Here is a 12,511-nt window from a genome sequence, read left to right on the forward strand (position 1 = left end):
TAATAAAAACAATCAAGTCAATAACATTAGTTATTTATACTAAAAACAATTAAAAAATTAGCATAAGTTAAAAACTTAATATATTAAACTGTTAGGTCAAATAGTATTGGTAAGCGATGATAACGAACTTTACCAATAAACTAATAATAATGATGATACAGCTGAAATAGCTGATAGAAGATTGAGTAGGAAAATCAAATTGAGATGGGGATTAATACATAAAGCGGGAACAGTATTTCTTCCCGCTTTATTAATTAGAATTCGACCTTAATGTACAAAAATTAAAACAGTCCCAATAATGTGCCAACACCTAGGGTAAAGAAGCTAAATAGCCAAATCCAACCAAATGAGTAACGTAAATGTTTACCCATATCAGTGCCTGCAAGCCCCATAGCAAGCCAAGCGGCTGGTGAGAATGGACTTACAAAGGTTCCGGCATTATTACCTATGGCCATAGCATACACAACATCAGCAACATGGACACCACCACTAGCAGTGACCTCCTGCACAATAGGCAATAGTGCAAAATAATAAGCATCAGTGCTGGTAAAGATATCCATGGGAACACCTAATATACCTACAACAATATGCAAATTATCGACCCAATGAGAAGGTAATACTGCTGCTAAATCAAGGGCAATAGCTTCCAGCATCTTCCCATTAGACATGATGCCTAAAAAAGCACCTGCCGCTAAAATAATTGCTACCATAGAGAGTGCTTGAGGAGCATGATGATTAATTATCGCTATTTGATCTTTTGGCTTAGGATAGTTGATCACTAGAGCGGCTGATAATGCAACCATAAAAATATAAGGTGCCGAAAATAATCCTAAGGCTAAACACGTAATTGAGCCGATAATTAACAGAAGGTTGATCCAAAATTTTTGTGGTTTTTCTGTTCCTGTTTCTGGCTGATCTTCATCAAATTGTCTTAATAAAGAATCTTGCTCATAAGGCGTAGTCCCTTTTAGTTTTGCTTTAGCAATACGTTTGGTTTCTCGCACCCCCATAACCGCGGCAAAAAGCATCGAGCCAAAAATACCAATTATCTGTACTGGGATGATCTTTTGCCACAATTCCGCAGCCGAAATACCGGTTACAGCCGAGGCTCTACCTAAAGGCCCTCCCCAAGGTACCATATTCATCACCCCCATACTGGTGCACATAATTAGCAACATAAGATAAGGGCTCATACCTAAACGGCGATATAGCGGTAAAAAAGCAGGAATAATAATTAAGAATGTCGCCGCACCCGAACCATCTAAATGTACAACAGCCGCGACTAACGCTGTGACAATACACACTATAATGACATTGCCACGGGTGATACTGATCATCATACGGATCAGAGGGTTAAAAATATGCAGATCTTTCATTATGCTAAAAAAAAGTATCGCAAATAAAAACATCGTTGCGACACTACTCACCTTTTTAATACCTAATTCAAAAAAAGTAGATATTTCAGTAAATGAATAACCTGCGACAAGCGCACCAATTAATGGTATGACCGACATTGCAATAATTGGGCTTGTTTTCCCCATCATTAGTAATGTCACAATAGAAATAATAATGAGTAATCCGATAATCGTTAGCACATGAGGATCCTTGTAGTCGTTATTATATTTGCACTTTATGTTACAAAAATGCTAACCACTCATGTAAAAACAGTTTCAATGATGTGAAGTTAATCACCGATTATTTTCTATATAAATATACTTAGTAAAAATCCTAATTATATTAAATAAAGTTAAAAATCAAATGAATAAAAAGAAAAATAGACATAAAAAAACCCAATGCAACATTGGGTTTCAATTCAATTTAAGCAACGAAATGTATCAATTAGTCTTCTAATAACAGAACAGATTCTAATGCAATTTCAATCATTTCATTAAAGGTAGTTTGGCGCTCTTCTGAGGTTGTTTGTGTACCTTTCTTAATGTGATCAGAAACAGTACAAATTGTCAGGGCACGTGCACCATATTCCGCAGCTACACCATAAATACCTGCTGCTTCCATTTCAACACCTAAGATGCCGTATTTTTCCATCACATCAAACATTTCTGGATCAGGCGAGTAGAAAAGATCCGCTGAGAAAATATTACCCACACGAACTTTAATATCTTTTGCTTTCGCAGCAGAGACAGCATTTTGTACTAATTCAAAATCAGCAATAGCCGCAAAATCTTGGTCTTTAAAGCGTAAGCGGTTAACTTTAGAATCTGTACATGCTCCCATACCGATCACAACATCACGTAATTCAACATCTGGTAATACCGCACCACATGAACCCACGCGAATAATCACTTTTACACCAAAATCAGTAATTAGCTCTTTAGCATAAATTGAGCAGGAAGGAATACCCATACCGTGGCCCATTACAGAAATTTTACGGCCTTTATACGTACCAGTAAAACCTAACATGCCACGAACATTATTTACTTGACGTACGTCTTGTAAAAAAGTTTCAGCAATGTATTTAGCACGAAGCGGGTCGCCCGGCATTAAAACGACATCAGCAAAATCGCCCATTTCTGCGTTAATATGAGGGGTAGCCATAATTCTTCCTTTTAATATTGATCTTTCACTATTCAAATATAATTCGGTAGACATATTGCTATGCCTACCGAAGTAAAATTAAAACATCGCTTTACCGTATTCTACTGGTGATAAACCGAAGTATTTCACAACAGTTTGTCCGATATCAGCAAAAGTTTCACGGTGACCTAATGAACCTGGTTTAACTTTTGGCCCATAAACCAGAACCGGAATGTGTTCACGGGTGTGATCTGAACCTTGCCAAGTTGGGTCACAACCATGGTCTGCGGTTAAGATCAAAATATCATCTTCTTTCACTAATTCCATCAGCTCAGGTAAGCGACGGTCGAATAATTCGAGTGCTTCACCATAACCGACAACATCACGACGGTGACCATAAGATGAGTCGAAATCAACAAAGTTAGTGAAAACGATAGTGTTATCACCTGCTAATTTCATCTCTTCAATCGTTGCATCGAACAGAGCATCAATACCTGTTGCTTTCACTTTCTTAGTAATACCTACATTTGCATAGATATCAGCAATTTTACCGATAGAGACAACGTGGCCTTGTTTTTCATCAACCAGTTTTTTCAACATAGTTGGTGCTGGTGGCTCAACAGCTAAATCATGACGATTACCTGTACGTGAGAAATTACCTGGTTTGTCGCCAATAAATGGACGAGCAATGACACGACCGATGTTGTAATCACCTTTGTTTAGTTCATCACGAGCAATTTCACATAGCTCATATAATTTATCTAAACCGAAGGTCTCTTCATGACAAGCAATTTGGAAAACGGAGTCAGCAGAAGTATAGAAAATAGGTTTCCCAGTTTTCATATGCTCTTCACCCAGTTCATCCAGAATAACCGTACCAGAAGCGTGACAGTTACCTAAATAACCCGGCAAATTGGCACGTTTAACAATGTTGTCTAGCAACTCTTGAGGGAAAGAGTTTTTCAAATCTTTAAAGTATCCCCAATCAAATAATACAGGGACACCCGCGATTTCCCAGTGGCCTGACGGTGTATCTTTACCAGAAGAGATCTCACTCGCGTAGCCATAAGCACCAATAATTTCCGCATCTTTGTCTAAACCAACAGGGAATTTACCTGTTGATTCTTCAGCCGCTTTACCTAAACCTAAACGGCAAAGATTAGGTAGGTGAAGAGGACCTTTACGACCATCTTTATCCGCTTTACCTTCTGCAAATGCTTGTGCGATATGTCCTAAAGTGTCTGCGCCTTGGTCACCGAATTTCTCCGCATCACCAGCAGCACCGATACCAAAGGAATCTAATACCATGATATGTACACGTTTCATAATTCTCTCTCCTGTGTCATTTTCCGTAGACCACGGATATGTCACTTATAAATCATCATTGAGTTCTTATTCGCTGACTTGGCGATACACCATTGGTGACGTTTCACGTTTTGTCTCACCAATTACCATCGCTTTACGGACTTCTGCCGCAGCTTCTTGCCATGATTTTTCACTATTGGCATGGATCATCGCGAGTGGTGTATCTGTATTGATTTCTGTTCCTAGTGCCGCGATTTCACTTAATCCAACACTGTAATCAATAGCATCAGTTGCTTTACGGCGACCACCGCCTAAAGTCACAACTGACATACCTAAAGCTCGGGTATCCATTTCTGTGACAAAACCGGCTTTCTCAGCAAATACAGGCTTACTTAATACCGCCGTTGGCAGGTATTTATTGTAGTTTTCAACAAAATCTGTAGGACCATTTTGGGCTGCAACCATACGAGCAAAGACTTCCGCTGCTTTACCGTTATCCAGCACATCTTGCAGTTTTTGGCGAGCTTGTTGACGTGAGTCAGCTAAACGACCTGACACTAACATTTCTACACACAGTGCCATCGTAACTTCAAATAAGCGTGGATTACGGTATTCACCCGTTAAGAATTGTACTGCTTCACGGACTTCTACTGCATTACCTGCACTTGATGCTAATACTTCATTCATATCAGTCAGTAGTGCTGTAGTTTGGCATCCGGCGCCATTTGCTACTTGTACAATTGATTCTGCTAGCTCTTCCGATTTCTGATATGTTGGCATAAAGGCACCTGAGCCAACTTTAACGTCCATCACTAATGCATCCAAACCTTCAGCTAATTTTTTACCTAAAATAGATGCAGTGATAAGCGGAATTGAATCAACGGTAGCAGTAATATCACGTGTAGCGTAAAAGCGTTTATCAGCAGGTGCTAATGAATTGGTTTGCCCAATAATTGCTACACCAACATGACGAATAATATCGCGGAATTTTTCATCATCAGGGAAAATATCAAAGCCGGGAATAGCCTCAAGCTTATCAAGAGTTCCACCAGTATGACCTAATCCACGACCAGAAATCATCGGAACATAACCACCACAAGCAGCTACCATTGGCCCTAACATCAGTGATGTAACATCGCCAACACCGCCTGTTGAGTGTTTATCAACAATAGGACCATTTAAGTTTAGACTCTTCCAGTTTAGTACAGTACCGGAATCACGCATGGCTAATGTCAAAGCCACACGTTCAGGCATGGTCATATCATGAAAATAAATTGTCATTGCAAGTGCTGCAATTTGACCTTCAGAAACAGTATTATCTCTGACGCCATTAATGAAAAAACGGATCTCTTCTTCAGTTAAAGGATGACCATCACGCTTTTTACGAATAATTTCTTGGGCAAGAAACACTGCAACCTCCTGGTATTATAGCATTAATAACGCCCACCCATTGGAGGGTAGGCATACTTCATAAATGAATTAATAACCACTAGACGATTTTTGTTCGCCATGACCGAGTGTGGCTAATAAATTACCTAACAGACTTGATGCACCAAAACGGAAATGGCGAGCATCAACCCAGTTATCGCCCATAATACGGTTTGCTAATGCAAGGTATTGCGCAGCTTCTTCAGCTGTACGTACCCCACCCGCTGGTTTAAAACCAACTTCTTTGCCAACACCCATATCGTGGATCACTTGAAGCATTAATTCAGCGCTTTCCAGTGTTGCATTAACAGGCACTTTACCTGTGGATGTTTTGATAAAATCAGCACCTGCTTTAATTGAGATTTCAGATGCTTTACGAATGAGCGCAGCATCTTTCAACTCACCCGTTTCAATAATAACTTTCAGTAAAGCACCCGCTTTAGCGCAAGCGTCTTTACATGCTTTAACGATATCAAAACCGATTTGTTCATTACCTGCCATTAATGCGCGGTAAGGAAAAACAACATCAACCTCATCAGCACCATAAGCTAATGCTGCATTAGTTTCAGCTAATGCGATATCTAAATCATCATTACCATGAGGGAAGTTAGTTACGGTTGCAATACGAATTTCTGGTGTTCCCTGTTCACGTAATACTTTACGAGCCAGTGGAATAAAGCGTGGGTAGATACAGATTGCGGCTGTATTACCTTCTGGGCTTTTCGCCTGATGACATAGTTTTGTCACTTTTTCATCAGTGTCGTCATCATTTAAGGTGGTTAAATCCATCAAAGACAGCGCAAGGCGCGCTGCAGCGGTTAAATCTGTCATAAAACTCTCCAACGATGTTTCTCAAGCCCTCTATGGGCATACGCTTTAAGGTTAGCGATTAATTTTGTTGGCGAGCGGACTTGGTTCCTTGAAGATGTGGTTGTAACAAGTGCTACAACGACAGCTGAGCTCCCTCTCACCGCGCTATGCTCACTTCGGCGACCCGTCATTGAGCTTTCGCCATTCCATGAAGTTTCAGCACATCTTATTTGAACACGCTAGAGAACAATTAGATGTGCTTTCTGTCACAATAATAAAATGAAACTTGCAACTAAAGACATTAAATTGTGATTAGAATCACAAAAATTTTATTTTCTGGTTTAATGTTACTCGAATAAAGTCAGTAAGTCGTCTTTATAACGTAAAAACTTTTACTTTTAATGAAATGACTCATTAATTGGCTAACTTCTCTACAAGTTGCGAAGTAACTCACATATATATAAAGGTAGTTAACATTACAACAGAAAACAAACAAAAAGAGCAGATAAGCAATTACCTATCTGCTCTGTAAATACTTTCTTATTTAAGCAGCAACCACAGCCATTGCGGTTAATGCAAAAAAGAAGCCGGCGATGGTTGCACTCATTAAGTTAGAGAGTGTACCCGCTAAAACGGCTTTCATACCTAAGCGTGCGACATCTTTACGACGGTTTGGTGCCATTCCCCCTAAACCACCCAGTAATACCGCAACAGAGGAAAGGTTAGCAAATCCACACAGCGCAAAAGAGATAATCACTTTTGTTTGTTCAGACAAGGCCATTAAGCCTGCTGCTGCTAATTGTGATTCATCTTGCAGATATTTACTAAACTCCGAGTAAGCATAGAATTCGTTGATCACCAGTTTTTGACCAATAAAAGAGCCAGCAATGGTTGCCTCACTCCAAGGCACACCAATTAAGAAGGCGATTGGTGCAAATACCCAGCCTAAGATTAATTCTAGCGAGAAGTCTTCATAACCGAACCAGCCACCAATTCCGCCAAGAATACCATTAATTAAGGCAATTAATGCGACAAAAGCGAGTAGCATTGCACCTACGTTTAACGCAAGTTGTAATCCTGAAGAAGCCCCTGATGCCGCAGCATCAATAATATTAGCGGGTTTTTCTTCATCACTTAAGTTATCAAAAGCATCTTTTTGATCATCGGGTGTTTCTGTTTCAGGAACCAAGAGTTTTGCGAAGAGTAAACCACCGGGTGCTGCCATAAATGAAGCGGTGATCAAATACTCCAATGGCACGCCCATACTTGCATAACCTGCCAGTACCGAACCTGCCACTGATGCTAATCCACCACACATCACCGCAAAAAGTTCTGAGGTTGTCATTCTAGCAATATAGGGGCGAACCACCAGTGGTGCTTCTGTTTGTCCAACGAAGATATTGGCTGTTGCAGACATTGATTCAGTACGAGAAGTGCCTAATACTTTTTGTAATCCGCCACCTAAAATCTTGATGACAAATTGCATGATACCTAAGTAATAAAGTACTGCTATCAATGAAGAGAAGAACACAATAACAGGTAAAACACGCAAAGCAAAAACAAAGCCACCGCTGCCAAATAGCTCAAACATTTTGTCGGAAACTAAGCCAGCAAAAAGGAAGCTCATGCCGTTTTCACCATAATCGATGACATTTTTAACGGCATCAGAAATAGCCAATAACACTTTACGGCCACTTTCTGAATAAAGTACAAATGCGCCTAAACCAATTTGAATAAGGAATGCGCCACCGACCGTGCGTAATTTTATTGCACGTCGGTTGCTGGAGAAAAGAATGGCTATCAATATCAATGTGGCCATTCCGACCAAGCTCATAATGAGGTGCATTGAAGGATCCCTGTTCATATAAAAATTTAATGGATTATCAATAAGCTTGTTACTAAGTTTATTGACTCTTTTTTTGCCAGATAATTATACCTAGTCCCAGAAAAGAACCCTCTATATCCATCACAATTAGCATCTTAAAAAAGTAACATAAAAGTCACAAATGAGATCTAAATCACACTAAAAAGCAAAAAACGCACTTAATGGATAAAGTTCATTTGGAAAAGTGGTTAGCAGTTTAATAAAAAACGGTAATACGAATGGCAGAATAATTACTAATTTACTTAAAACTAGGCATCATCTGTTAACTGAAATAATTGTAGACTATTTAGGTAAAGTTGGTTTGCAATAACCTCTGCTGACTCTTGACGCAATTCACAAAGAGAAGAAAAAACAGCGAGAATTCGCTCAGGGCGGTTAGGCTCGCCTTGAAAACCACTTACAGGCATATCAGGCGCATCCGTTTCTAATAACAAGCGCTCTAAGGGTAGAGAGGCAATTGCACGACGTGTTTTTTGTGCACGTGGATAAGTGATAGTGCCCCCTACCCCAATGAAATAGCCTTGTTGAACAAAACGTTCTGCTTGTTGCAGACTGCCGGAAAAACCATGGATCACACCTTTACGAGGAACTGAATAACGGCGCAAAATAGCACTTAGGTTATCATGAGTTTTACGTGAATGAAGGATCACTGGTAAATCAAATTCTATCGCCAATTTAAGTTGTGCTATTAAAAATTGTTGCTGTTTTTCCGGATGTGGATTTGTCATATAGTTATCCAAACCCATCTCCCCCATTGCAACACAACGTGGCGTCGTTTTTAGGCGTGTTTTAAGTTCAATCAAGTGCTGCTCTGTATGCGCTTCAATATATAAAGGATGCAAACCTAGTGCACAATATAGTGCATTGTTATAACGAGACAATTCCGTTACCGCGTCCCAATTCCACTGAGCAACCGCAGGAATAATAATTTTTTTTACCTGAGCCTGTTGTGCTAAAGCAAGGCTATTCTCAAGGTCGTGATAAAAGACGGGAAAATCAAAATGACAATGCGTATCAATAAATCGACTCATTCTTGAACACTCCTTACTTCAGGGTGCACACTCCGAGTTCCTTTTTGAATGATTTCGGCATCTTCCGCTTTATCTGCTTTTGCTTCATTTTCAAATAGGCTAAATATTTTTTTATCGTGTTGCTGAAATTTTTTCTTAGAGAAGTGTTGACCAATAGTGGCTAGAAAATAGCGCCCACAGCGTCTACCAACATGATAATCATGATTTAATGCACTTAAACGGCTTCCTAATGCACTAGATTGTAGTGTTGTTGGTGGATATATTTCAATGATAACGGCATCTTCAGGTGGAGATTGGATAAATCTTAGTGTGTCAGTATAAGTTTCAATATGGACTTGAGCCATATTGAGAAAGCGTTGAAAACGGCCATTCTCAAACCATTTTCCCATTTTATCCACCCACTCGGTGGTATATTGATATTCAGACGGTACGGTTCGTATAACGACAATTGTACGACAACCACGACGATAAGCCTCTTTTACCGGGATCGCATCACTAATACCGCCATCATGGTAAACAACATCTTGAAATAAAACACCATTGCGATAAAACGCGGGGATCGCACTGGAGGCTTTCACAATATCAAGCCATGTGCTTTTTTCTGGTTGAAAATAATTTGCCTTAAAATTGTCGGAGCGACTTGCCACCATATAAAACTCGCGACCACTATCGAAACGACGTAATGCTTTAGGCATATTTAAAGGCATTTCTTTCGAAGTGGTTTCTATATACCAGTCAAGATCGAGTAAATTTCCCCCACGAACAAAACGAATCGGATTAAAGAATTGGTTATTGGTGGTATAACGGTTAATGACTCTGCGGGCGTAACCCCTTTGTCCACAAGCAAAAGCAGATAAGTTTTGCGCCCCCGCGGATACCCCTAGGAGTAGATCAAAAGGATCAAATTGAGAGCGCATAAATTCATCAAGAACACCAGCAGTAAAGATGCCTCGCTGTCCACCGCCTTCGCAAACTAATGCAACTTTGCCTTGTGGTAAGGATGATTGAAATTCAAGTGCAGTAATATTATTTAATGTAACCGGTATATACTTCCCCATAGAGTCTCCTTAATACAACCTTATAAGGATACTCGCACCTGTTTTCAAGGTCATTCTTTTTAATCACTAATTAAAATAAATTAAGTCGCTATTAAGTTAGCCTTGAATATTCACTGATGATTCAACGCTTTTTACACCATCAATTTTTTCAATGATCTGAATGATTTGTTTTTCCTGCTCTGCATTTTTAACAAAGCCGGCAACTGTGACATGACCAAATTCAGTACGAATTGAAAGTGATCCACTGTCAATGGAGGGGTTAGGTAATAGTGTTTCTTCGATTTTTTTCGATATTGCCGTATCGCTTAATTCATTGTTAACATTACTGGTAGTTTTATCAATTTCATTATACCACGATGTCTCCGCAATAGTTGCTGTACTTATCATTGTCACTGTCATACCCGTGACGAGCGTTAATACTAATTTTATTTTTTGTTGATTCATTGCTTCCCCCTGCTCATAAATTAATCATGACAGGAAATGTGTGTATTTTTTATCAAATTATTAACAAGTACTTCAGTTACACTACTAAGTTATGAGTAGCAAATAAAGTAATAAATAGTAAATAAAGATAACTTTTTGTAATTTTAATCTGAAAAATAGCCATTTATATGTAAAAAGTTTTTATTTTATTTATACAATGAGTATAAAAATATCATTATTAGGATAGCAGAGAATAGAAAGAGTAATAGCTGATTAAAGGGTAGTTTTTATTAGAATATCGACGGAATATAAATAGTATAGATAAGATTATTGAGTAAACCTAAACAGATACTGGAGTTGATTTTACAATACATCATTGTGAAAAAAGCCATAAAAAATATGGCTTTTTATATGATTTATAACAGAAAATTAGTGTTCACGCGTTTGATGGAACTCAATATCAGGATAGCGTTCACGGGTTAAATTTAAGTTAACCATCGTTGGTGCAATATAAGTTAAGTTATCACCACCATCTAATGCCAGATGTTGCTCATTTTTACGCTTAAATTCTTCGAGTTTCTTTTCGTTACTACATTCAACCCAACGAGCCGTCGATACATTCACTGATTCATAAATGGCTTCAACGTTATACTCACCTTTTAAGCGTGCAACCACGACATCAAACTGTAGCACCCCAACTGCGCCAACAATTAAATCATTATTAGCTAGGGGTCTAAACACCTGTACCGCACCTTCTTCAGATAATTGCACCAGACCTTTTAACAATTGTTTTTGTTTTAGCGGATCACGCAGACGAATACGGCGGAATAATTCCGGAGCGAAGTTAGGAATACCGGTGAATTTTAACATTTCACCTTGAGTAAAAGTATCACCAATTTGAATGGTACCGTGATTATGCAGGCCAATAATATCACCAGGATAAGCATGCTCAACATGAGAACGATCCCCTGCCATAAAGGTCAATGCATCTGAAATCACCACATCTTTTTTCGTACGTACTTGGTGCAGTTTCATCCCTTTATCATACATGCCTGACACCACTCGTAAAAAAGCAACACGGTCGCGGTGTTTGGGATCCATATTAGCTTGAATTTTAAAAACAAAACCCGTGAATGTCTCTTCAGCCGCTGTCACTTCTCGCATATCAGTTTGACGAGGCATTGGCGCTGGCGCCCACTTCACCAAACCATCAAGCATGTGATTAACACCAAAGTTACCTAATGCGGTACCAAAGAAAACCGGAGTCAATTCACCCGCTAAGAAAGCTTCATGATCAAACTCATGTGATGCACCTAACACCAACTCTAGCTCATCACGTAATTGAACGGCTAAATCATCACCAATCGCTTCATCTAACTCAGGATTATCCAACCCTTTGATCACTCGTGAGTTTTGGATAGTATGACCTTGGCCTGTTTGATAAAGATAGGTTTCATCTCTTAAGATATGGTAAACCCCTTTAAACAGTTTTCCACAGCCAATCGGCCAAGTAACAGGACTACAGGCAATTTTTAGCTCAGTTTCAACTTCGTCCATTAATTCCATCGGATCACGAATATCACGATCCAATTTATTCATAAAGGTCAAAATTGGCGTATCACGTAATCGAGTCACTTCCATTAATTTACGGGTACGATCTTCGACCCCTTTTGAAGAGTCAATGACCATTAAACAACAGTCAACGGCAGTTAAAGTACGATAAGTATCTTCAGAGAAGTCTTCGTGCCCTGGGGTATCAAGTAAGTTAACTAGACAATCAGCGTAAGGAAACTGCATAACAGAAGTGGTAATGGAGATACCACGTTGTTTTTCCATTTCCATCCAGTCTGATTTAGCATGCTGATTTGAGCCACGCCCTTTTACTGTTCCTGCACGTTGGATAGCTTGTCCGAATAACAACACTTTTTCAGTGATGGTTGTTTTACCCGCATCGGGGTGGGAAATAATGGCAAAAGTTCTACGGCGAGCAACTTCTTGCTGAAAAATAGGATTAGACATCAATAGTGATCTTCTAG

At 39.3% G+C, this 12,511-nt stretch carries 10 protein-coding genes; all 10 read right to left on the minus strand.

Annotated features, from left to right (window positions below; genetic code table 11):
- Positions 1 to 281: 281 nt before the first annotated feature.
- The 10 genes from AACQ49_RS05590 to prfC all read right to left on the minus strand — a co-directional run bounded on the left by AACQ49_RS05590 (position 282) and on the right by prfC (position 12,494).
- Entirely contained in the window at positions 282 to 1,595 is a 1,314-nt protein-coding gene (locus AACQ49_RS05590) for a CitMHS family transporter (protein WP_004249424.1), read from the minus strand.
- A 244-nt stretch (positions 1,596 to 1,839) separates the two neighbouring features.
- Complete coding sequence (deoD, locus tag AACQ49_RS05595; RefSeq protein WP_004249423.1) at positions 1,840 to 2,556, minus strand: purine-nucleoside phosphorylase; 717 nt, start codon at positions 2,554 to 2,556, stop codon at positions 1,840 to 1,842.
- A gap of 78 nt (positions 2,557 to 2,634) precedes the next feature.
- Entirely contained in the window at positions 2,635 to 3,861 is a 1,227-nt protein-coding gene (deoB, locus tag AACQ49_RS05600; protein WP_004245637.1) for a phosphopentomutase, read from the minus strand.
- A gap of 66 nt (positions 3,862 to 3,927) precedes the next feature.
- Entirely contained in the window at positions 3,928 to 5,250 is a 1,323-nt protein-coding gene (gene deoA / locus AACQ49_RS05605; RefSeq protein ID WP_004245639.1) for a thymidine phosphorylase, read from the minus strand.
- A 69-nt stretch (positions 5,251 to 5,319) separates the two neighbouring features.
- Positions 5,320 to 6,099, minus strand: a complete 780-nt coding sequence (gene deoC / locus AACQ49_RS05610; RefSeq protein ID WP_004249420.1) for a deoxyribose-phosphate aldolase — start codon at positions 6,097 to 6,099, stop codon at positions 5,320 to 5,322.
- Positions 6,100 to 6,622: 523 nt separating this feature from the next.
- On the minus strand, positions 6,623 to 7,924 hold the full coding sequence (locus AACQ49_RS05615) for a NupC/NupG family nucleoside CNT transporter (RefSeq protein WP_004250187.1): 1,302 nt from the start codon (positions 7,922 to 7,924) through the stop codon (positions 6,623 to 6,625).
- Between the two features lie 287 nt (positions 7,925 to 8,211).
- Positions 8,212 to 8,994 carry a metal-dependent hydrolase gene (locus AACQ49_RS05620; protein ID WP_004249416.1) on the minus strand — a complete coding sequence of 261 codons (783 nt, stop codon included), beginning with the start codon at positions 8,992 to 8,994 and terminating at the stop codon, positions 8,212 to 8,214.
- Positions 8,991 to 10,052: a patatin-like phospholipase family protein gene (locus tag AACQ49_RS05625; RefSeq protein ID WP_004245643.1), complete on the minus strand. Its 1,062-nt coding sequence runs from the start codon at positions 10,050 to 10,052 to the stop codon at positions 8,991 to 8,993. Before AACQ49_RS05625 ends, AACQ49_RS05620 begins: the two co-directional genes overlap by 4 nt.
- Before the next feature lie 96 nt (positions 10,053 to 10,148).
- Positions 10,149 to 10,496 (minus strand): BON domain-containing protein, encoded by a 348-nt coding sequence (locus AACQ49_RS05630; protein WP_161778926.1) that lies wholly within the window; start codon positions 10,494 to 10,496, stop codon positions 10,149 to 10,151.
- Positions 10,497 to 10,904: 408 nt separating this feature from the next.
- A complete protein-coding gene (gene prfC / locus AACQ49_RS05635) occupies positions 10,905 to 12,494 on the minus strand; it encodes a peptide chain release factor 3 (protein ID WP_004245645.1) in 1,590 nt (529 codons plus the stop codon).
- Positions 12,495 to 12,511 lie beyond the last annotated feature (17 nt).

Source organism: Proteus sp. G2675, assembly GCF_963886535.1.
Classification (GTDB): Bacteria; Pseudomonadota; Gammaproteobacteria; order Enterobacterales; family Enterobacteriaceae; genus Proteus; species Proteus mirabilis.

Coding starts and splice junctions, on each gene's coding strand:
- deoD (WP_004249423.1), bottom strand. CDS start 2,556: ATGGCTACCCCTCATATTAACGCAGAAATGGGCGATTTTGCTGATGTC.
- AACQ49_RS05625 (WP_004245643.1), bottom strand. CDS start 10,052: ATGGGGAAGTATATACCGGTTACATTAAATAATATTACTGCACTTGAA.
- prfC (WP_004245645.1), bottom strand. CDS start 12,494: ATGTCTAATCCTATTTTTCAGCAAGAAGTTGCTCGCCGTAGAACTTTT.
- AACQ49_RS05630 (WP_161778926.1), bottom strand. CDS start 10,496: ATGAATCAACAAAAAATAAAATTAGTATTAACGCTCGTCACGGGTATG.
- deoB (WP_004245637.1), bottom strand. CDS start 3,861: ATGAAACGTGTACATATCATGGTATTAGATTCCTTTGGTATCGGTGCT.
- AACQ49_RS05620 (WP_004249416.1), bottom strand. CDS start 8,994: ATGAGTCGATTTATTGATACGCATTGTCATTTTGATTTTCCCGTCTTT.
- deoC (WP_004249420.1), bottom strand. CDS start 6,099: ATGACAGATTTAACCGCTGCAGCGCGCCTTGCGCTGTCTTTGATGGAT.
- AACQ49_RS05615 (WP_004250187.1), bottom strand. CDS start 7,924: ATGCACCTCATTATGAGCTTGGTCGGAATGGCCACATTGATATTGATA.